Source organism: Polaribacter sp. KT 15 (assembly GCF_900143115.1).
GTDB lineage: Bacteria > Bacteroidota > Bacteroidia > Flavobacteriales > Flavobacteriaceae > Polaribacter > Polaribacter marinaquae.
In genome coordinates, this window is sequence record NZ_LT670850.1 from 1,402,650 (window position 1) to 1,425,508 (window position 22,859).

Genomic DNA, 22,859 nt, shown 5'->3' on the forward strand with positions numbered 1-22,859 from the left:
AACAAAACAGATAATGAAGTTTACATACATAGTAATTGTCTTTTTAATGCTATTTTCAACAAAAGAAATAGTAGCGCAAAAAGATACTGTAGCACAACAAAGAGTTGCACGTAAAATGTTACGTCAAGGTAACGAGCTTTATAACAAACAACAATTTACAGATGCTTCTGTGGCTTATCAAAAAGCATTAGGCAGCAATTCTAATTACGATAAAGCTACTTATAATTTAGGTAATGCTTTCTATCAGAATAAAAATTTTAAAGAAGCAATTCCTCAATACGAATTAACAGCAAAAACTGCAACAAACAAGTTTACAAGAGCAGAAGCTTACCATAATATTGGTAATGCTATGATGGAATCTAAAAATTATCAAGGTGCTGTAGATGCTTTTAAAAATTCTTTAAGAAATAATCCTAAAGATGATGAAACTCGTTACAATTTAGCCGTTGCTCAAAAGCTTTTAGAAAAAGAAAAGCAAGACAATAAAGACGACAAAAACAAAGACAAGGATAAAGATAAAAAAGACCAAAAGGACAAAGATAAAGACGACAAGAATAAAGATAAGAACGAGGACAATAAAGACCAAAAAGACAAAGATAAAAAAGACGAGAATAAAGACGGTGATGGTGACAAGGACAAAGACAAAAAGCAAGATCCTAAAAAAGACAATAAAAAAGATCAGCAAAAACCAAAACCACAACAGGGTAAAATGACTCCGCAGCAAGTTAAACAATTGCTAGAAAGTTTAAATAACGAAGAGAAAAAAACCCAAAAGAAAATGAATGCCAAAAAAGCAAAGGGTAAAAAAGTAAAACAAGAAAAAGATTGGTAAATTAGCCGTTTACAGAAAAAGAAGATGAAGTCGAAAGTTTACATATCCATAATTATTTGCTTATTAAGTTTTTCTTTTGTTGCACAAGAAGCAACATTAAAAACGAAAGTCAGCAAAAACAAACTAGGTGTTAATCAGCGTTTAAGAGTTGTTTTTTCTATTGACAAACAAGGCGGAGATAATTTTACTCCTCCTAATTTTACTAATTTTAAAATTGTTGGTGGGCCAAGTCAATCTGTTAGCCAAAGTATCAGTTCTACACCAAGTGGTAGAAAAGTTACATTTTCGCAATCTTATACATACATCATTCAGCCAAAAAGAAAAGGAGTACTTTCTATTGGTAGCGCATCTGTTACTTTTAATGGAAAAACAATAAAATCAGATCCTGTAAAAATTATTGTTTTAGATGCTGTAGAAATTCCAAAAGACCCAAACGACCCTAATTATATTGCACAACAAAACATACACCTAGTTGCAGAAATTTCTAAATCTAGACCTTATGTTGGCGAAGGTGTTTATGTAGAATACAGATTATATGTAAGTGAAAATGTAAGCGTTTACGATACAAACGTTACCGAAGCACCAAAATATAATGGTTTCTGGAATCAGAACATTAAAATTAACGGTTTTCCTGTAAAAATGGGAAAATACAATGGTGAAAATTATAGATATATTGTACTTCAGAAAGCCTTATTAATTCCTACAAAAACAGGTAAACTTTCGATAGATCCCATGAAAATGGATATCGTAATTGGTGTACCTTCTGGCAGAACAGATTTCTTTGGAAATGCAATTACAAAAAATGTTAGAAGAGAATTTGCTTCTGCTAAAAAAATCATCAATCCAAGAGCATTACCTTTAGAAGGAAAACCGGCTAACTTTAACGGCGCCGTTGGTCAGTTTAAATTTGATGTTGCGCTTAGCAAAGAGGTATTAAAAGCAAACGAAAGTAGCCAAGTAAAAGTAAAAGTTTCTGGTAATGGTAATTTAAACTTATTTGAATTGCCTGAAGTAGAAACTCCGGCAGAATTAGAAATGTATCAGCCAGAACGCAAAGAAAGCACACGTGTTGGCGCTAACGGAATTTCTGGTTACATTACAGATAATTACACTGTAGTTCCTCAATACAAAGGAAAATATAAAATACCAAGTATTTCGTTTTCTTACTTTAATCCGAAAGAGAAAAAATACAAAACTATTACTACAGAAGATTTATTTGTAGATGTTTTAGAAGGCAAAGAATTGGTAACTGTAGATACAACTCTTGTAAGAAAACAAAATGTTGTTACAACAGGTAATAATTTTAGATACATTGCAATAAAAACAGATTTTATTACAACTCTACAAAAAGACTTTTTTAAGTCTACCTTGTTCTATATTCTTTTAATTTTACCATTTATAGCAATACCAATTATTTTATTTTTAGCTAGAAAAGCAGAAGAAAGAAATAACGACGTTATTGGTAATAAAACTAGAAAAGCAAACAAACTAGTTAAAAAATATTTATCTGAAGCTAAAAAACAGTTAGGTAAAAAAGAAGCTTTTTACGAAGCCTTAGAAAGGGCTTTGCACAATTACTTAAAAGCTAAATTAGGAATAGAAACTTCTGATATTAGTAAAGAAAAGATAACAGAAATATTAGAAAACAAAGGTGTAGATAAAGATGCTATTTTAAAATTTATTGATGTGTTAAAAAGTTCTGATTTTGCTAGATACACTCCATTTACAGCTACTCAAATGAAAGAAGAGTTTGAAAGAGCAAAAGAAGTTATTGTTCAATTAGATAAACAGTTATAAGATGAAGAAATTTTTATTTTTATTGTTGCTAATTGCAAACAGTTTAGCAGCACAGAATATTGATAGCTTATTTAATTCTGCAAACGAATTATATAGAAACGGCAACTACGATAAAGCAATAGAAAGTTATAAACAAATATTAGAACAAGATGCTATTTCTGATGAGTTATTTTATAATTTAGGAAATTCTTATTACAAACTTAATAAAGTTGGACCTTCAATATTTTACTATGAAAAGGCCTTACAATTAAACCCTTTAAACCAAGATGTAAAAAACAATCTGGTTTTTGCAAAACGTTTAGCTTTAGATAATATCGAAGAAGTACCAAAAACTTTTTTACAAAAATTTAATACAAATTACCTTCAAAAGTTGTCTTATAATGAATGGGCTGTTGTAACAATTGTATTTGTGTTGTTAAGTGCAGTCTTGTTTTTATTGTTCTATTTTACTTATACTCCAACTAAAAAAAGATTCTTTTTTACATTAGCTATTATTAGTTTTATATTATTTGTTGCCGCAATTAGCATTACCTATAATCAATATAATTTTTCTAAAAACACAAAAAAAGCCATTGTGTTTGCAACCAAAACAGAAGTTAGAAATGCACCTACTTTAAACTCAGAAGAAGTTTTTACTTTACACGAGGGTACAAAAGTAATTGTTTTAGATGCGGTAGATAATTGGAAAAAGATTAAATTAGCAGACGGGAAGATAGGTTGGATTATTTCTGATGAAATAAAAATGTTAGATAATAACTAAACCAACTTACCCCTTTACAATAAAATTTAAGCTAATTTGAAAATTAAGATTGCCATTTTTTTTACCTTTCTATTTGTGGGGCTAATATCTGCACCAACAATAATTACATTGGTAGACAAAAATCAAGATATTTCAATTTTCTTAAATTTGAGTGAAGAAGAGGAAGAGAATAGCTGGAAAAATCCGGTAAAAGAATTAAAAGTGAATGTAAATTCAAACTCAAGTATTTCTTTTACTAAAATTCAGAAAAAAAGAATCGTACAATTTACTTCTAAAAGTTACGTTTCTCCTTATCCAAAAATTATTACCCAACCACCCGAATTTGTACTTTAATTTCTCGAAGTACAAGTAAAAATCTATTATTAAATTTAATTAAAAGCTTTATTCTAAAAAGAGTAAAGAATAAAATATTTATATATGTTTAAATATATTAAAAACGACATTCCTGCTAGTATAGTTGTGTTTTTCGTAGCATTACCATTATGTTTAGGTATTGCATTGGCAAGTGGTGCTCCTTTATTTTCTGGTTTAATTGCCGGTATTATTGGTGGTATTATTGTAGGTGGTTTAAGTGGTTCTAAAATCGGAGTAAGTGGTCCGGCTGCAGGTTTAGCTGCAATTGTTTTAACTGCCATAGGAACTTTAGGTGGTTATGAAAACTTTTTAGTTGCTGTAGTTTTAGGTGGTGTAATTCAGTTAATTTTTGGTTTTTTAAAGGCAGGAATTATTGGTTATTATTTTCCGTCATCTGTAATTAAAGGTATGTTAACTGGTATTGGTATTATCATTATACTAAAACAAATACCACACTTTTTTGGCTATGATGCAGATCCAGAAGGTGATTTTGCATTCTTTCAAGTAGATGGTCAAAATACATTTTCAGAAATTATAAATTCTATAAATAACATTAGTTTAGGTTCTACAATTATTGGTATTATTGGATTGGCTATTTTAATACTTTGGAGCAATGTTTTATCTAAAAAAGGTAAGTTTTTTCAAATTATTCAAGGCCCATTAGTAGCAGTAGTTGCCGGTATTGTTTATTATTTTGTAACTAGTGAAAACTCTAAATACGGAATCAATTCAGAACATTTAGTAAGTGTACCTGTACCAGATAGTATCGATTCTTTCTTAGGACAGTTTAGTTTTCCTAATTTTAGTGCACTTTCTAATCCGCAAGTATGGGTTACAGGTTTTACTATTGCTTTAGTGGCAAGTTTAGAAACCTTATTATGTGTAGAAGCTACAGATAAATTAGATCCTCATAAAAATGTAACACCAACAAACAGAGAGTTATTAGCGCAAGGTACTGGTAATATTGTATCTGGTTTAATTGGTGGTTTACCAATTACACAAGTAATTGTTAGAAGTTCTGCAAACATACAATCTGGTGGTAGAACAAAGTTATCTGCAATTATTCATGGTTTTCTATTATTAATCTCGGTACTTTTAATTCCTACTTTATTAAATAAAATTCCGTTATCTGTATTAGCTGCTGTACTATTAATTGTTGGTTACAAGTTAGCAAAACCATCGGTTTTTAAAGAAATGGTTAAGTTAGGATGGAAACAATGGTTGCCATTTACAGTAACTGTAGTAGGTATTGTATTTACAGATTTACTTGTAGGTATTGCTTTAGGTTTAGCTGTAGGTATTGTAGTGATTTTAATCAAAAGTTTTCAAAATTCTCACTTTTTACATATTGAAGATAAAAGCAATGGTAAAAACAGAATTAAAATGACACTAGCAGAAGAAGTTACGTTTTTTAACAAAGGAGCAATTTTAAAAGAGTTAGATAGCTTACCAGAAAATACGTACTTAGAAATTGATGTTCGTAAAACAAGGTATTTAGATAATGATATTATCGAAATTTTAGAAGATTTTGCTTTTAAAGCTAAAGAAAGAAATATCGATATACAATTAATTTCTGAAAGAGGAATTGTAGAAAACCCACCAAGTTATATTGAGTTTTTTAATTTAAGACCTAAAAAAACAGCTTAAAACATAAGATCCATGTCAGAAAAACATAAAATTCTTGTACTATCAGATTTAAATTCTGCTACAGAAGCAATTGTTACCAATGCAACTAATTTAGCAAGAATTATAAACGCTGATGTATCTCTTTTTTGTGTAAAAAAAGCAACAGAAGTTGCTTCAAAAGAGAGTCAGTTATCTGCAATGAGATCTATAAATCAAACATTTATAGCTACAGACAATAGCCTAAAAACTATAATTAATAAAGTAGCTATAGATGATGATGATGTTCATATTAAACATAACGTTGCATTTGGTAATTTAAAAGAGAATGTTAGCAAACAAATAGCTGCAGTTAAGCCAAGTGTAATTGTACTTGGTAAAAGTAAATCTAAAACAATGTCTTTTCTTGGAGATAAGTTAACAGCGTTTATCTTAAAAGAATTTGATGGTACTATTATGATTTCTTCGGAAGACAAAACCCTAGCAGCAAATGACAAACTAGATATTGGTTTTATTGATACTATTGATTTAGAAAACAATCGTATTAAAGAACAATTGGTTGCATTTTCTAAAAAACCTATAAAACTTTTGCAAAAAAGCGCTGCTTCAGATTCTTTAAACAGTAAAATTAGCAACATCGAAAAAGTTGTGTTAACCCAAAAATCAAATACAGTTGCAAGTGTAAATGATTACGTAAGTAATTCATCTTTACAATTGTTATTTTTAAATAGAAACAAAAATAAAACGCTAGAAATTAATTCTAAAGTAAGTTCAATTGCTAAAAACTTAAACTGTTCTCTGCTAATTACTAATAAAGTATAACCGCGAGAAAGTAAAGTTTAAACTAATTGATAAATATAGAATTTAAAAGAATAAACCAATGAAAAACATATTTTCTAATATAAAAGGAGATCTTTTTGGCGGAATTACAGCTGGTATTGTTGCACTACCTTTAGCTTTAGCTTTTGGAGTTTCTTCTGGTCTAGGACCAAGTGCAGGATTGTATGGTGCAATTTTTATTAGTTTTTTTGCTGCTTTATTTGGTGGTACAAATACTCAAATATCTGGTCCAACAGCTCCAATGACAGCCGTAAGTATGGTAGTTATTGCTGGTATTATTGCCGCAAACGACGGTGATATTACAAAGGCAATGCCCGCTATTTTAACAGTGTTTATTTTAGCTGGTTTGTTTCAAATTATTTTAGGTGTTGTAGGTTTGGGTAAATACATTAGGTACATACCTTATCCTGTTGTATCTGGTTTTATGACAGCAATTGGAGTTATTATTTTACTTACTCAAATACTTCCTTCTGTTGGTTATTATCCAAAGGAAGATGTAGAGTTTGTAAATACATTTAAACCCGAAGCTCAAGAAATAATTTTAGAAAACATTTTAAAAGAACAAGTTGGTGAAGGCACATTAGTTTTAGATAATTTTAAAGAAACTATTAATAATGCGCAAAACATCAGTTTAGAAGATGTTACTAGAGAGTCTAAAACATTGGCAGCAAAAGAAGCTTCTGGTGCATTAGGTGCTTTAAAAGTTTTACCAAGAGCACTAAAAAACATCAATTTGTTAGAGTTGTTATTGGCTTTAGGAACCATTGTAATTATATATGGTTTTAAGAGAATTACATTAAAAATACCAAGCACACTTGTTGCTTTAATTGTAATGTCTGGTATAGCGGTTGGTTTTAATTTAGATTATAGAACTATTCAAGAAATACCAAGCGGAATTCCAATTCCGAAATGGGAAATCTTTACAGATTTTAGTTTAACCAACGTAACACCCTACATATTTACAGCACTTACCTTATCATTATTAGGTGCTATAGATTCTTTGTTAACAAGTGTTGTAGCTGATAACATGACAAAAACCAAACACAAACCGAATAAAGAACTTGTTGGGCAAGGTATTGGTAACACTATTGCTGCTATTTTTGGCGGAATTCCGGGTGCTGGTGCAACAATTAGAACTGTAGTAAATATTAATGCCGGTGGAAAAACGAAAATTTCTGGTATGATTGCAGGTATTATGTTACTTGTAATTATGTTAGGTTTAGGACCTATAGCTTCTAAAATACCTGCAGGTGTATTAGCCGGAATTTTAATTACTGTAGGAATTGGTGTGATGGATTATAAAGGCTTAAAGGCAATACCACACTTACCAAAGGACATAAAAATAGGTCCGATAAAATTGAGTTCTGAAGTATTAATTATGATGGTGGTTTTACTACTATCTACTTTTTGGAACTTGGTTTATGCCGTAGGAATTGGTTTGGTAATTGCCTCTTTAATGTTCATGAAAAAAATTGGAGATTTAACTGCAAAAAGATCCGACGTAAAATCTTTAAAAGAAGAAGTTTGGTCTGATGAGATTAATTTTCCAGAAAATTTAAAAGAAGAAGTGTTTATCAAACACCTAAAAGGACCTTTATTTTTTGGTTCTACTAGCGAGTTTCAAGCATTGTCGCAACAAATACCAGAAACTGCCAAAACCGTTATTATGCGTTTAGGCAAAATGCAATATATAGATCAATCTGGTTTATATGCGATGGAAGATATGCTGTTAGATTTAAAGAAAAGAAATATAGAAGTCTTGTTTGTAGATTTATTAGAGCAACCAAGATATATGATGGAAAGAATAGACATCATACCCGATTTTATTCCTTTAGAACACATTTTTAAAAACTTTGATACTTGTGTTTTATGGGTTAAAGAAAATATTAAAGACGAATTTTAAAAAATTAAAAAAATGAGAAAATTAGCAATAAATAAAGTAGCACAAGATGCATTAACACCAGATGATGTTTTAAATAATCTTTTAGACGGAAACAAAAGGTTTATGAACAATTCTTTAGAAGCTGTAGATTACAAATCTTTGGTAAAAGAAACTGTGGGTGGTCAATACCCAAAAGCTGTTGTATTATCTTGTATAGATTCTAGAGTACCTGTAGAACAAGTTTTTGATCAAACAATTGGAGACATTTTTGTTTCTAGAGTGGCAGGAAATTTCGAAAATACAGACATATTAGGAAGTTTAGAATATTCTTGTGCAGTAGCCGGAAGTAAAGTTGTATTAGTTTTAGGACACCAAAGTTGTGGTGCTGTTAAAGCAGCTTGTGATGGTGTAGAGCTTGGTAACATAACTGCAATGTTAAACAATATTATGCCAGCTGTAAAAAAATCATCAGAAGAAGTTGAAGGTGAAGCAAACTCAAGTAACCCAGAGTTTGTAGCTAAGACGGTAGAGAACAATGTACTTTTAACGGTAGAAAGAATTAGAGAAAAAAGTCCTATTTTAAAAGATATGGAAGAAAATGGTGAAATTAAAATATTAGGAGGTATTTACTCTTTAGAAACTGGTAAAGTTACTATGTTATAAATTACATTAGATTTCAAAAAAAATCCAGCTTTTAAAAGCTGGATTTTTTTTTATTACTTATTTACTTTAGTCATTCGCCACTCCCAACTTCTACCACCTAGTTTTGCCGTATAATATACTTTCTTTCCTTTTACTCTATCTATTTTAATACGCATCGTGGTACCTGTTTTAAAAGGGAAATTAGGTAAAGTAGATTCTTGAATAATTAATTTATATTCACATTCTGTTAACCATTCGATATCAGACTTTATAAAATATTTTTTGTTTTCGTGATATTCGATATATTCATCTTCACCAAACTGAACTAAAACATCTTTACTACCAACTTTATACTTGAATGCGTTATTTTTTAAAATATTGCAATCAGCTAATTTTGAAGAACTTAAAACTACAGCTCCTGCAAACGCGATTAAAAAGTATAATTTTTTCATGGCTAATTAATATAAATATAAAACTACAAAAAAAATAGTTTAATTAAATGTTTATAACAGGGGTTTTTTCCTCTTTTTCATCTTTAATGATGGAAGGAAATATTGTAGGGGCAATTTTCTTTACAGGAGTGTATAAAATTGAGTTTTCTAAAGTTTCTTTTTCAATAAATGGAATAGTATCGTTCATTTTTCCGAAGAAAATAAAAACTACACTTAAGATTAAACCTATTTTTAATGCGCCAAAAACGCCTCCTAAAATTTTATTTATAATACCTAAAGATGCAAAATCTGCCAATTTAGTTAGCAATTTACCAATTAAGGCTATAGTTACTATAATTATAATAAAAGTTGCAGCAAAAGCTGCTAAAGAAATGTATTCTTTGCTCCAAGATACGGATTTTTTTAAGAAATCACCTACAAAAAACGAAAAATGTATTGCACCATAAACACCACCAATTAAGGCAACTAAAGACGCTATTTCTACAAAAAGACCTTTCATTACACCTCTTACAAAACCAAACAGTAGCAATGCTGCAATAACTATATCAAAAACATTCATTAAATTAATTTCTTCAAACCTACATCTTTTTTTTAAAAATTAAAAATGGGCATTGTATCTTTGTAATCTTAAATTTTAAGCATGGAAAAAGTAGTAAACCTTAAAGAAAAATGGAATTTGTTAGTAGATAAACTTACTAAACAATTTGCAGATGGTGATGAGTTAAATATGGATGGAATTATCTACTTAATTGGCGTACAAGAATTAGGTACTGGGCAAACTAGCTTTAAAAAAGATGAAAAAGTAAACTTAATGCATATTGCTATTTGTAAACTTTTAGAACCTTATGGTTATTATGAATTTGATTATTTTGATGATGATAGCTGGCCTCATTATAAAATAATTACAGAATTACCAAACTTAAAACCAGGTGAACAAACAGTTTTAATGAAAGAAGCAATTGTAAATTATTTTGATAACTTAAAGTATTTAGAAGATTAAGTTACACTCATTTTTCTAACTAAAATAGAAAATAATCTTGGTATAAATCTTTTTACATAAACACCTAATTTTTCTTTAAAACCAGCAATATAAACTTCTTCTTTATTTTTATTTATAGCCTTTAGCATTCGTTTTGCACAAAGTTCTGCAGACATGCCGTTACCAGTTGCTGCATCCATAATTCCTTGTGGTTTACCGCTACCGGTTAACGCGTTTTTAGAAACATTTGTATTTATAAATCCAGGACAAATTAGAGTTACTTTTATATTTTTCTGATGAACTTCTGCTCGAAAACTATCAAAAAAACCATGTAAAGCATGTTTACTTGCCGCGTAACTAGATCTTAATGGTGTTCCTATTTTACCAACAATACTTGTAGTTACCGCAAAATGACCATTTTTATTTTCTAAAAAATGAGGTAAAATAGCTTTTGTTAAGGCAACTGTGCCCAAGTAATTGATATCCATAATTCTTTTATCAACAGTAATTTCTGTTTCTTCTACTAAAGAGCGTTGACTAATTCCGCCATTATTTATTAGTACATCAACACGTCCAAAAGCAGCTATAGCTTCAGTAGCTTTTTCTTCTAAACTTATATAATCTTCTAAATCTAATGCTAAGATTTTAATATTATTAGCATTTTCGCATACTTGCTTTACCAAATTTAATGCCTCTAAATTTCTAGAAGATATAATAAGTTTTGCATTTTGCTTAGAGAGTTCTATTACTAAAGCTTTACCAATACCAGAAGATGCACCAGTTACCCAAACTACTTTATTAGAAAAAGACATATTGTTAAATTTTGGTTTACAATATACCTAATTTGTTAGAGAAATAGTATTTTTGGTACACTTCTTGAAAATAGTATTTCGAGAAATAAAATCCGAAGAAAAAAATGAAAAAAGTACTTGTTTTAATATTTCTAATATCATCATTTGCACAAGCACAATTTAGTATTAATGGTACTTTAACTAATGATATAAAAACAGATTGGGCAATTTTATATAGAATAGAAGGCGCAAAACAAAAATTTGTTACCAATACAACGATAAAAAAAGATACTATTGCTATTGAAGGTAAAAAGCAAACTATCGGTACTTTTCAGTTTGATTTACCTGCAGATGCAAAAGTAGGTTCTTACAGAATTACCTACAGAACAGATGCACCAGGTTTTGTAGATTTTATCTTCAACAAAGAAAATGTAAGCTTTACTTTTCACCCAGATTATCCTGAGCAAACTACTTTATTTTCTAATTCTGATGAAAATATTATTTACAAAAACTATTTAAGCGAAGTTTCTGTTGCACAACAAAAACTAGATTCTTTACAAATTACCGCTTTAAGAAACCCAGAAGTAGATTTAAAAACGAATTACAGAACTACTTTAGCAACAATTAATGCGATACAACAAAAATATTTAGAGAGTTCAAACGGAATGTATGTTCAACCTTTTATTAAGGCAACTTCTAGATCAAATCCATCAGAAATAAAAACCAATGCAAAAGAGTATATGCAAAATATAAATGCTACTTTTTTTGATAATATGGATTTTTCTAGTAAAACATTAATAAATTCTTCTTTTTTAATTGATAGAATATCCGACTACATCTTTTACATTAATTACTCAGAAGATTTAGAACAACAACAAATACTTTACAAAAACGCTGTAAATAAAGTTTTTACGAAGGTAAAAGAAGTGGTATTTAGAAAAAACGTTATAGAGCTTTTGATCAATCAATTTGAGCAAAGTAAAAATTTAGAAATGGTAGATTATCTTTTTGACAATTACTACAACAAATTGCCTAAATCTTTACAAAACGAAAAATATAAAAACGAAAAACTATCTTTATTAGCGTCTGAAGTTGGTAGAATTGCACCCGATTTTTCTTGGAAAGAAAACGGCAAAAACTATAAATTATCTACTTTAAATGATGCTAAAAATTATGTTTTAATATTCTGGAGTACTAGTTGTTCTCATTGTTTAAGAGAAATACCACAATTGCATAAGTTTTTAGCAAATAAAAACGAATTAAAAGCAGTCGCTTTTTCTCTAGAAAATGATGAATTTGGTTGGAATAACATGAAAACCACACTACCAAATTGGCATCATGTTTTAGGTCTAAACAAATGGGAAAACAAGATTGCTAGAACATATAACATTAATTCTACACCAACTTATTTTGTGTTAGATAGTGATAAGAAAATTATAGCAAAACCTCAAGATTTAGAAAAATTAAAAGCTTATTTAAACAATTTAGAAATGTAAAAAAGCATCTTCTAAGTGCTTAATTTTTGTTGATTTATGTTGCTGTACAATTGCAATAATATCAAACCTTACATCTACATCTAAGTCGTTTTCTGTAACGTAATAATCTATTGCAGAAAGAAGTAATTTAATCTTTTTAGGGTTTACAAACTCTTCTGGATTACCAAAATAATCTGTAGAGCGCGTTTTAACTTCTATTACAGCCAATGTGTTTTCTACTTTGGCTATGATGTCTACTTCTGCTTTTAAATAACGGTAATTTTTCTCTAAAATAGCATACCCTTTTTCTAATAAAAAGTCTATTGCTAGTTTTTCTCCTTTTTCGCCAAGTTCATTGTGTGCAGCCATTTTTAATTTTTAGAAAAATCTAACAAACAATTCTCCATATCTATTTCTAAAGTTACATTTCTACCAAAAATTAATGCTCGATTGTCGGCTTCGTGACCCGCAGGAAAATCAAATACAACAGGTATATCTTGCGGTATTACATCTAAAATTAGCTGTTCTATAGAACTTCCCCATTTTGTAGAATTCTTTTTTATTAAAGACATATCTCCTACTATTACAGCTTTTACTTTTCTAAAATAACCTGCTCTTTTTAAGCTTTGCAACATTCTATCAATAGAATATTTATATTCGCCTATTTCTTCAATAAAAAGTATTTTTCCTTCTGTATTTAATTGACTTTTAGAACCTAACATAGATGTTAATATTGCTAAGTTTCCGCCAATTAATTGTCCTTTTAATTCAGAAGTATTTAATCTATTTTTTCTATTCAACTCATTATCAGCAAACACATACTTTACATCTTCACCAAAAAGTGCTTTTTTAAAACTAGCAATTGTTTCTATAGTTTCTTCTGGCTTTTCTTCTAGACTTGTTGCCATCATTCCGTGAATCGTTTCTACGCCTAAATTATGTATATGATTATGAAACGCAGTAATATCAGAATAACCAATTATCCACTTCGGATTTTTTTTGAATTTATTAAAATCTAATTTATCTAAAATTCTAACAGAACCATAACCACCTCTGGCAGCCCAAATTGCTTTAATATTCGGATTATCTAATGCATCTTGAAAATCTTGACAACGCTCATTATCAGTTCCTGCAAAATGGTTATTTTGGTTGAACATATTTTTACCCAAAACCACTTTTAAACCCCAACTTTCTGCTAATTTTTTAGCTTTATCTACTGTTGCTTTTCTTCCTCTTAAAATTCCTGCAGGTGCAACAATTGCAATCGTATCTCCTTGTTTTAAATATGGTGGTGTAACTAAATTATTGCTTTTTTCTTGTGCGTTTATAGTTGAAAAAACAACTAATAAAATTGTAATAAGTACTTGTATTTTCTTCAAAATGAATCTTTTTTTTTAGCATTCAATCGCTTAAATAACTAGCGAATGTAAATGTATCTATTTTCGTTGACTTTTAAAACCGTGTTTTTTGTACTTTTGCACTTCTAAAATTAACACAAAGAACACATGAGTGCTCCAAAAAGATATACAATTACAGCAGCTTTACCTTATACAAATGGTCCTATTCATATTGGGCATTTAGCAGGTGTTTACGTGCCAGCAGATATTTACGCACGTTATTTACGTTTAACTGGTAAAGATGTTGCATACATCTGTGGTTCTGATGAACATGGTGTTGCAATACCAATGAGAGCAAAAAAAGAAGGTGTTTCTCCGCAAGATATTATCGATAAATACCACGGTATTATTAAAAAATCTTTTGCAGATTTTGGTATTTCTTTTGATAATTATTCTAGAACTTCATCAGAAATACATCATAAAACTGCATCAGAATTTTTTACAAAATTGTATGAAAACGGAGATTTTATAGAAGAAGTTTCTGAACAATTATATGACGCAGAAGCAAACCAATTTTTAGCAGATAGGTTTGTAATTGGTACTTGCCCAAAATGCGGTTTCGAAGAAAGTTATGGTGATCAATGTGAAAATTGTGGTACATCTCATAACGCAACAGATTTAATCAATCCTAAATCTGCAATAACTGGTAATGTGCCTTCTTTAAAAGAAACAAAACACTGGTTTTTACCTTTAGATAAGCACGAAGAATTTTTACGTGAATGGATCTTAAAAGGACATAAAAAGGATTGGAAACCTAACGTTTACGGTCAAGTAAAAAGTTGGGTAGACGATGGTTTAAGACCAAGAGCAGTAACTAGAGATTTAGATTGGGGAATTCCGGTACCTGTAGAAGGTGCAGATGGTAAAGTTTTATACGTTTGGTTCGACGCACCAATTGGTTACATTTCTTCTACCAAAGAATGGGCAGAAAGAGAAGGCAAAAACTGGGAAGATTATTGGAAAAAAGACGACACCAAGTTGGTGCATTTTATTGGTAAAGATAATATTGTTTTTCACTGTATTATTTTTCCGAGTATGTTAAAAGCACACGGAGATTACATTTTACCAGATAATGTACCCGCAAATGAATTTTTAAATTTAGAAGGAAATAAATTATCAACGTCTAAAAATTGGGCAGTTTGGTTGCACGAATATTTAGAAGAATTTCCAGATCAACAAGATGTTTTACGTTATACATTAACGGCAAACGCGCCAGAAAGTAAAGACAATGATTTTACTTGGAAAGATTTTCAGGCTAAAAATAATAGCGAATTAGTTGCCATATTTGGTAACTTTATAAACAGAGTTGTTGTTTTAACAAATAAATACTACCAAGGGCAAGTGCCACTTGCAAGTAATTATACAGAAGTTGACGAAGATGTTTTAGCTGCTGTAAAAGAGTTTCCTAATATTATTGGCAAATCTATAGAAAGATATAGGTTTAGAGAAGCTAGTCAAGAATTAATGAACTTAGCAAGACTTGGAAACAAATATTTAGCCGATGAAGAGCCATGGAAAGTAATAAAGGTTGATGCAGAACGCGTTCAAACAATTATGTATGTGGCATTGCAAATTTCTGCAGCTTTAGCAGTTGTTTCAGAACCATTTTTACCTTTTACATCAACAAAATTAAAAGGTATTTTAAATCTTGATTTAAACCTTTCTTGGGAAGATATAACAGCAAAAGATGTTTTATTACCTGCTGAACATCAAATAAACAAAGCAGAGTTATTGTTTTCTAAAATTGAAGACAAAACAATTGAGGCTCAAGTAGCAAAGCTAGAAGCAACAAAAATTGCCAACGAACAAGAAAATAAAGTTGTAGAGCCGCAAAAGGAAACCATAGAGTTTGATGATTTTACAAAATTAGACATTCGAATTGGTACCATTTTAGAAGCAGAAAAAGTTGCAAAAACTAAAAAACTTTTAAAACTTAAAGTTGATGTTGGTATAGACACAAGAACTATCGTTTCTGGTATTGCAGAAAGTTTTTCTCCGGAAGATATTATTGGTCAACAAGTTTCTGTATTAGTAAACTTAGCTCCTAGAAAAATTAGAGGAGTAGAAAGCCAAGGAATGATTTTAATGACAGACACACCAGAAGGAAAACTAGCTTTTGTTGAACCTGAAAAGGCCGTGAAAAACGGACAACAAGTGAGTTAGAAAGAATATTATATTTCTCGATAACGTATTAAAACCACTTTTAGAAGTGGTTTTTTTTATTTAAAAGATTAGCTTGTAAATTCAGTTCATCGACACTTAAGCGTATTCTAGCATACCTTTATATCGAATAATAGATTTAATTTAAAAAGAAACAAACAACTATGTATTTTTGTTTACCCCTCAATATAACATTGAGATTATACATTTTAACCCGTTAGAAGATTCCCTAGCCTTATAGCTAATTTAAATTATAATCACTTCGAATCGTTAATTCCTTCATTGGTTTTAACGATTTTTTTTACACAATTAATTTTTAGTTTTTAAAGTTAATCTATAATAAATGGTTATTCATCTAACCTTTACAGTTAATTAATAGAAAATATAAAAACTCAAATTTAAAACAGTTGTAAATTTGTAATGCGTTAGCACCCCCCTAATTATGCAAACGCTGTGAAAAAAATCACTTTGTTAAAATCCCTAAAATTAACAATCAAAATTAATCGTTAATACCTTGACTGGTTTTAACGATTTTTTTTGCTGAAAATATTAAAACCCCAATTATCATCTAATCTACAGTAATTTAACTTTTACCTATACACATTCTTCAACTAGTAGAATAAGTGCATAAAAACGTGTATTGAGATTGTAAATTTGCAATCAGTTAGCGTCCCCTAAAATTGCTAATCAAAGAAAAACTAGTTGTTAAAATCCCTAAAATTAACAATCAAAATTAATCGCTAATACCTTGACTGGTTTTAGCGATTTTTTTTTACTAGAAACATTAAAACCCTAATTATCATCTAATCTACAGTAATTTACCTTTTATCTATACACAATCTTCAACTAGTAGAATAAGTATATAAAAATGTGTATTGAGGTTGTAAATTTGCAATCAGTTAGCGCCCCCTAAAATTGCTAATCAAAGAAAAATCCCCCAATCTAATTTAATCATGCATATGATTAATTTAAGAGTCGTTAAAATCATATTTTCTTGATTTTAACGACTTTTTACTTTTAAATGAATTGGCATGTATTTTGATTATATTTAAAGAATTTTAAAAAATTAGCTATGAAAAAAACTACCTCAGTCAAACAAATTATTTTATTCTTATTTATTACTTTTCCCTTATTAAGTATAGAAAGTCAAATTAACAAAAAAAAAATACTTAAAAAATATGATGAGTTTGGTGTAACTACCAGAGAAGTAGTATACATACATATGAATAAATCAGTTTTTTTTAAAAATGAAATACTTGGATTTAGTGCTTATGTTTTTGATAAATCTAAAAAAGAACCAATATCAATTACAAAAAACTTATACTGCACAATAACCAATGATAAAAACGAAGTTATAAAAGGTAAATTAGTAAAAGTAGAAGATGGTTTTACTAACAATATATTTAAAATAGACACTACTTTTACCCCCGGTAAATACAAATTTAAAGCTTATACTAATTGGATGCTAAACTTTAATGAGCGTAACTTTTACGAGCATCCGTTTGTTGTAATAAATTCTGATACAAAAAAGGTTGTTAAGAAAGAAACCTCTAAAAATTCCTATAATGTACAAATTACTCCTGAAGGAGGACATTTAGTCTCTAAAATTAATAATGTACTTGGTATTATTGTAAAAGACAAAGAAGGTTTTGGTTTGGCTAACATAAAGGGTAAGATTGTAGATAGTAAAAATAAAAGTATAGCAGAATTTACTTTAAATAAGTTTGGGATTGCTAGAACTTCATTTACTCCTTTATTTAACGAAAAATATAATTTAGTTTTAAATACTAAAGAAGGTGAAGTTATTAAACATATAAAAGGTATAGAAAATAAAGGTATTGTTTTATCTGTTGCTGATCTTAGAGACAAAGTAGGTATTTCTTTTAAGATAAACAGTGAAACTAAACGAATTTTAAAAAAGAAAAAATATATTCTAGCTATTCATAACGGACATCAACTTAAAACCTCTAATGTAGATTTTAAGGATGAAATGGAAATATTAAAAACAATCAATTACAAAGAATTGTATTCTGGTATAAACATCTTTACACTTTTTGATCTTGAAAAAAACATTCCTATTTCTGAACGTTTATTTTTTAATTCTTCAGCAATATCTAAAATAAAAACAGAAAATATAGAAACTTCTGTTAGAGGTGATTCCATTTTAGTTAAAATGCGTTTAAATAAAAATATAACTCAAAATCAGTTACAAAACATAAGCGTTTCTGTATTACCGTCTACAACAGATTCATATCGTTTTAATTCAAATATCTTATCAAAATTATATTTAGAACCATATTTAAAAGGTTTTATTCAAGACGCATCCTATTACTTTTCTAACGAAAGTTTTAAAACAAAATATGATTTAGACAACTTGTTAATAACTCAAGGTTGGAGCAGTTATAATTGGGGTGATATTTTTAAACCTCAGACCTATCCAAATAAATTTGAACAAGGTATAAACTTGGTTGCGAATATCAACGGAGAGTCTAGCGAAGGGTTTTTAGCATATCCTTTAAAAAACAATAACACTCAAATCTTTAAACCTACTGAAAACGATAAAGCATTTATACATACAGAGCTTTTTCCAGAGGATAATGAAACCTATAGAGTTAGTATACTTAATAAACGAAATAATACAGATAAACCAAGTTTATATATCCAATTTTATCCTACAAAAATACCAAGGTTTTCAATTGATTCTTATGAAATACCTTATAAAAAAAATTATTTCGATATAGACAACTCAGAATTATCTTTCATAAATTTTGATAATGCAATAATGTTAAATGAAATTAAAATTAAGTCTAATAAGAGTGAAGATAGGCAGAAAAAAATAAGAAATAATAGTAGAGGAACTGTAGATTTTTTTACTGATGACGATACTAAAGGTGGCAATACTCTTGCTAGTTATTTAACTGGAAGAGGTTTTAGAGCAAATGATTATTCAGGTAAATTAGTAATTGTAAATCCAAATCCGAATACGCCAAATAATACTATTCCTTTAGTAATATTAGATAATGTACCATTATCAGACTTTAGTTTTTTACAAAATTTTAAAATGAATATTGTAGATTATATTGAAATAGATAAGGTTGGAATTGGATATGGAATAAGAGGAGGTGCAGGTGTTATTAAAATTGTAACAGACCCTGTAAAAAGAATGAAATATCGTTATACTAAAAATGAAATTGCTTCATACAAATTTCCTTTAACTTTCAATTCTCCTAAAAAGTACTATACTCCTATTTACAGGAATTATGATTCTAAAATATTTAAAAAATTTGGTGCAATCGCTTGGCTTCCTAATTTAAAAGTAAATGAAAATGGGTATATTATATTTAAAATTTTAAATACAAATACTAACTCATCAAAGCTATTTATAGAAGGTGTTTTAAATAATAATTTCATCTCAGAAACACAAATTATTAACACAACAAATGAAGTAGAATAAAATGCTAAAAATAGCATACCATCCAATTTACAATCATAAGTTAAAGAAAGGTCATCGTTTTCCTATGGAAAAATATGACCTTTTACCACAACAATTATTACATGAAGGCACTTGTGTCTTAGAAAACTTCTTTGAACCAACGGTTCCTAATATCAAACATTTTTTTTCTGTACATGATTCAGAGTACTTTCACGATCTTTTAAATTTAACTTTACCACAAAAAGCTGCTAGAAAAATTGGTTTTCCGCTTTCTGAAGAATTAATAGAAAGAGAGATGATAATAGCAGATGGTACTATTAAAGCTTCTAAATTTGCAATACATAATGGAATTGCAATGAATATTGCTGGAGGTACTCATCATGCATTTTCTAACAGAGGCGAAGCATTCTGCATGCTAAACGATCAAGCTATTGCCGCAAAATATCTTCAAAATAAAGACTTAGCTAACAAAATTTTAATAGTAGATTTAGATGTACACCAAGGTAACGGAACTGCAGAAATTTTTAAAAATGATACTTCTGTTTTTACTTTTTCAATACATGGTAAAAGTAATTACCCATTCGTAAAAGAAAAATCTGATCTAGATATTGCTTTAGAAAATGATACTGAAGACTTGCAATATTTAACAATACTAAAAGAAATACTTCCAAAAATTATTAGGCAAGAGAAACCTGATTTCATATATTACTTATGTGGTGTGGATGTACTTAAAACCGATAAACTTGGTAAATTAGGATTAACAATTAATGGCTGTAAAGAAAGAGATAAGTTTGTTTTACAAACCTGTTTTGATCTTAAAATTCCAATAATGTGCTCTATGGGTGGAGGGTATTCAAAAAACATAAGCACTATTATAAATGCGCATTCTAATACTTATAGACTCGCTCAAGATATCTTTTTTTAAATGAATTCATATTATTTTCTTTTGAGTTAAGCCATCAACCATCATGTTTGTTTATTTGTATCAGAATAAATAAAATATCTCATGAAAAAATTATTAATACTATTATTTATAACCTCTTTGGTTTCTTGCGGAGCATCTAAAACTGTTAGAAGTAAAGAAAAAACCATAAAAGGAAACTGGACTTTAAATAATATTACATACAGCAAAACAGGCGATTATAATGTTACTCTTTTTAATGATGCTACAAAAGAATGTTTAGAAGGAAGTTCTTGGAAATTTGTACCAAATAATAATTCTGGTATTTATACAATAAACAATTCGAGTTGTGAATCAGGTGATAGAGAATTCATTTTTATAATTCAAGAAATTGATGAAACATCAGGTTATTATGACTTTTTATTAAAACCAAAAAATAACGAAAACAATATTGGTTTTAGGTTAGAATTATCTAATCTTTCTGAAACAAATATGACTTGGAAACAAAACTTAATGGTAAACGGAACTCCGTTTATTATAAACATGAACTTTACAAAACAATAACAATTATGAAAAATATATTGAACAAAATTTCTGCTTTTGCAGTAGCAATAGCATTAACAGCAAGTTTAACAAGTTGCGAAGCAACTAAAAATGCAAACAACAAACAAAAAGGTGCTGTAATAGGAACCACAACAGGTGCTTTAATTGGTGCCATTATTGGTAATAACGTTGGTAGCGGAAAAAACAGTAAACTAGGAGCTGTAATTGGTGGAGTTGTTGGTGGTGGTGCCGGAATTCTAATTGGTAAAAAAATGGATGATCAAGCAAAACAAATTGAAACAGAGATTCCTGGAGCAGAAGTAGAAAGAGTAGATAACGGTATTGTTGTTACTTTTGATGAAAACAGTGGTGTTTATTTTGATACTAACAAAGATGACATCAATGCAAAATCGCAAGAAACTTTAAACAAACTATCTAGTGTTTTTGCAGAATTTCCAGATACAAACATCTTAGTTGTTGGGCACACAGATAGCTCTGGTAGAGACAGCTACAATATGACTTTATCTGAAAAAAGAGCAAAATCTGTAACTAATTATTTAATAGCAAAAGGATTACAAAGAGGTAGATTTACAACACAATGGTTCGGTGAAACGCAACCAAAGTATGATAACACAACTGCAGAAGGTAGAGCCAAAAATAGAAGAGTAAATGTTGCTATTTTACCTAACGAAAAGATGGTAGAAGAAGCTAAAGAAGAAGTAGGACAATAACTTCTGATATTTTATATATAATTAAAAAAAGCCGCTAAAAAGCGGCTTTTTTTATGAGTAAACTTTATAACTATTTATTTTTTTCTTTAACTCTTTAGAAGCGGTTGTATAACCGCCTTCTGTACCATCTACAAAGTGTATATGTTTTTCATCTCTATCTTCTATATAACAAGACATTATAGAGGCGTATGTAGCATGAATTCCGTAAATTATTTTTTGCTGAGATTCTAATGAATCCAACAAAAGCCTCAACTTACTAATTTGTTTTTCTGTACCAGAAAAAACAGTGTTTATAGAACCATCTAACATAATCGTATCAGATAATTGAGAAACTTTATATAAATACGCTTTACCATCCTTAAAAAACCTAAAATAATATTTACCAAAGTTTGTAATTAGCCAATTTTTTATAAGATAAATTAAATCAAACTTACCCAAACGAGCATACATTTCCGTTTTAATTTTATCAAAAGATGTATTTAAAGCCAGTTTTAAAGTTGTTATTGGTGTTCTTTCAGATAGACTTCCAAAAATATAATCTATCTCATCCATAATCGTTGTGTAAACTTCTGCTTGTTTTTCTTCGTTATTACACATAACAAGTAAGCATATTACCTTTTTTTCTTCGCTATTGGGCTTAATTTCATTCCAACGACACTCCATACCTTCTAAATCAATAGAAATATCATCAATTTTATCATCAATATTTTCTACAAACTGCTCTTTAATTAGGTTTTCTGCAAGTTTTAAACCGTTACCAATAATTACCGGAGTTACTAAAAAAGAGTTTAATTTTAATTTAGCGATTCTTAAAGTAGCGCCAGTTGCATAAATGTCTTCTACACGCATTTGCCCTACTCTTAGTTTTAAATTAAAGTTTTTTTCTACGTGATCACTATAATTTTCTAAAGCTGTATAAACAGGTTCTAGAATTTCTTTTGCAACAATAAAAGTTGCGCCGTCACCTCCAAAAAAATATGGAATCGTAATTTTTTTATTGATCTTCTTAATTTTATTTAAAACAGTAATTATACTACCTGTAGCAACTAAATTAACATCGTTATGACCTCCGTTTTTTATCGCTTTTGTAGAATTTACAATATCTGTTACTATAACTACCCAATTGCTTGGTACAGCATTAAATAAATTTTCATTTTTAAGAAGTTCTCTAATAGGAATATTATTGTAACTTAATTTTTTGTAAAACCCTGTGTTGTTAATCATTATCTATAAATTATATCAATACAATTTCTTTTTTAAATGCTTA

The 22,859-nt window shown here is 29.1% G+C and carries 21 protein-coding genes; 15 read left to right on the forward strand and 6 right to left on the reverse strand.

Annotation, left to right across the window (positions count from 1 at the left end):
* Positions 1–13 precede the first annotated feature (13 nt).
* The 8 genes from B5464_RS06265 to B5464_RS06300 all read left to right on the forward strand — a co-directional run bounded on the left by B5464_RS06265 (position 14) and on the right by B5464_RS06300 (position 8,751).
* Positions 14–832, forward strand: a complete 819-nt coding sequence (locus tag B5464_RS06265; RefSeq protein ID WP_231963663.1) for a tetratricopeptide repeat protein — start codon at positions 14–16, stop codon at positions 830–832.
* Between the two features lie 24 nt (positions 833–856).
* On the forward strand, positions 857–2,629 hold the full coding sequence (locus tag B5464_RS06270; RefSeq protein WP_079737664.1) for a BatD family protein: 1,773 nt from the start codon (positions 857–859) through the stop codon (positions 2,627–2,629).
* A 1-nt stretch (position 2,630) separates the two neighbouring features.
* Entirely contained in the window at positions 2,631–3,389 is a 759-nt protein-coding gene (locus B5464_RS06275) for a tetratricopeptide repeat protein (RefSeq protein ID WP_079737665.1), read from the forward strand.
* A gap of 36 nt (positions 3,390–3,425) precedes the next feature.
* A complete protein-coding gene (locus B5464_RS06280) occupies positions 3,426–3,722 on the forward strand; it encodes a hypothetical protein (protein ID WP_231963664.1) in 297 nt (98 codons plus the stop codon).
* A gap of 84 nt (positions 3,723–3,806) precedes the next feature.
* Positions 3,807–5,390 (forward strand): SulP family inorganic anion transporter, encoded by a 1,584-nt coding sequence (locus B5464_RS06285; protein WP_079737666.1) that lies wholly within the window; start codon positions 3,807–3,809, stop codon positions 5,388–5,390.
* A 12-nt stretch (positions 5,391–5,402) separates the two neighbouring features.
* Positions 5,403–6,188, forward strand: coding sequence for a hypothetical protein (locus B5464_RS06290; protein WP_079737667.1), 786 nt, complete (start codon positions 5,403–5,405; stop codon positions 6,186–6,188).
* 58 nt (positions 6,189–6,246) lie between these two features.
* Positions 6,247–8,109: a SulP family inorganic anion transporter gene (locus tag B5464_RS06295; protein WP_079737668.1), complete on the forward strand. Its 1,863-nt coding sequence runs from the start codon at positions 6,247–6,249 to the stop codon at positions 8,107–8,109.
* Between the two features lie 12 nt (positions 8,110–8,121).
* A complete protein-coding gene (locus tag B5464_RS06300; protein ID WP_079737669.1) occupies positions 8,122–8,751 on the forward strand; it encodes a carbonic anhydrase family protein in 630 nt (209 codons plus the stop codon).
* Positions 8,752–8,804: 53 nt separating this feature from the next.
* On the opposite strand, the gene B5464_RS06305 is transcribed toward B5464_RS06300, so the two are convergent.
* Positions 8,805–9,182, reverse strand: coding sequence for a hypothetical protein (locus B5464_RS06305; protein ID WP_077810543.1), 378 nt, complete (start codon positions 9,180–9,182; stop codon positions 8,805–8,807).
* Between the two features lie 43 nt (positions 9,183–9,225).
* On the reverse strand, positions 9,226–9,741 hold the full coding sequence (locus B5464_RS06310) for a CvpA family protein (RefSeq protein ID WP_077810544.1): 516 nt from the start codon (positions 9,739–9,741) through the stop codon (positions 9,226–9,228).
* Positions 9,742–9,822: 81 nt separating this feature from the next.
* Here B5464_RS06310 and B5464_RS06315 point away from each other — a divergent pair, with 81 nt between their 5' ends.
* Entirely contained in the window at positions 9,823–10,182 is a 360-nt protein-coding gene (locus B5464_RS06315; protein WP_077810545.1) for a hypothetical protein, read from the forward strand.
* Here B5464_RS06315 and B5464_RS06320 read toward each other — a convergent pair.
* Positions 10,179–10,973 (reverse strand): SDR family oxidoreductase, encoded by a 795-nt coding sequence (locus tag B5464_RS06320; protein ID WP_079737670.1) that lies wholly within the window; start codon positions 10,971–10,973, stop codon positions 10,179–10,181. The genes B5464_RS06315 and B5464_RS06320 overlap by 4 nt on opposite strands.
* A gap of 104 nt (positions 10,974–11,077) precedes the next feature.
* Here B5464_RS06320 and B5464_RS06325 point away from each other — a divergent pair, with 104 nt between their 5' ends.
* A complete protein-coding gene (locus B5464_RS06325) occupies positions 11,078–12,448 on the forward strand; it encodes a TlpA disulfide reductase family protein (RefSeq protein WP_079737671.1) in 1,371 nt (456 codons plus the stop codon).
* On the opposite strand, the gene B5464_RS06330 is transcribed toward B5464_RS06325, so the two are convergent.
* On the reverse strand, positions 12,437–12,796 hold the full coding sequence (locus B5464_RS06330; RefSeq protein WP_079737672.1) for a YraN family protein: 360 nt from the start codon (positions 12,794–12,796) through the stop codon (positions 12,437–12,439). The two genes, B5464_RS06325 and B5464_RS06330, sit on opposite strands and share 12 nt — an antisense overlap.
* A gap of 2 nt (positions 12,797–12,798) precedes the next feature.
* A complete protein-coding gene (locus B5464_RS06335; RefSeq protein WP_079737673.1) occupies positions 12,799–13,806 on the reverse strand; it encodes an LD-carboxypeptidase in 1,008 nt (335 codons plus the stop codon).
* Positions 13,807–13,932: 126 nt separating this feature from the next.
* Here B5464_RS06335 and metG point away from each other — a divergent pair, with 126 nt between their 5' ends.
* The 5 genes from metG (at position 13,933) to B5464_RS06360 (ending at position 21,592) form a co-directional block, all read left to right on the forward strand.
* Positions 13,933–15,987, forward strand: a complete 2,055-nt coding sequence (gene metG / locus B5464_RS06340; protein ID WP_079737674.1) for a methionine--tRNA ligase — start codon at positions 13,933–13,935, stop codon at positions 15,985–15,987.
* 1,069 nt (positions 15,988–17,056) lie between these two features.
* Positions 17,057–19,438, forward strand: coding sequence for a hypothetical protein (locus tag B5464_RS06345; protein ID WP_079737675.1), 2,382 nt, complete (start codon positions 17,057–17,059; stop codon positions 19,436–19,438).
* A 1-nt stretch (position 19,439) separates the two neighbouring features.
* Positions 19,440–20,342 (forward strand): histone deacetylase, encoded by a 903-nt coding sequence (locus tag B5464_RS06350; protein ID WP_079737676.1) that lies wholly within the window; start codon positions 19,440–19,442, stop codon positions 20,340–20,342.
* Positions 20,343–20,423: 81 nt separating this feature from the next.
* The gene (locus B5464_RS06355) at positions 20,424–20,882 is read left to right on the forward strand and encodes a lipocalin family protein (protein ID WP_079737677.1); all 459 of its coding nucleotides are present in this window, start codon (positions 20,424–20,426) and stop codon (positions 20,880–20,882) included.
* Between the two features lie 5 nt (positions 20,883–20,887).
* Positions 20,888–21,592, forward strand: a complete 705-nt coding sequence (locus B5464_RS06360) for an OmpA family protein (protein WP_079737678.1) — start codon at positions 20,888–20,890, stop codon at positions 21,590–21,592.
* A gap of 51 nt (positions 21,593–21,643) precedes the next feature.
* On the opposite strand, the gene B5464_RS06365 is transcribed toward B5464_RS06360, so the two are convergent.
* Positions 21,644–22,816: a DUF3095 domain-containing protein gene (locus B5464_RS06365; protein ID WP_079737679.1), complete on the reverse strand. Its 1,173-nt coding sequence runs from the start codon at positions 22,814–22,816 to the stop codon at positions 21,644–21,646.
* Positions 22,817–22,859 lie beyond the last annotated feature (43 nt).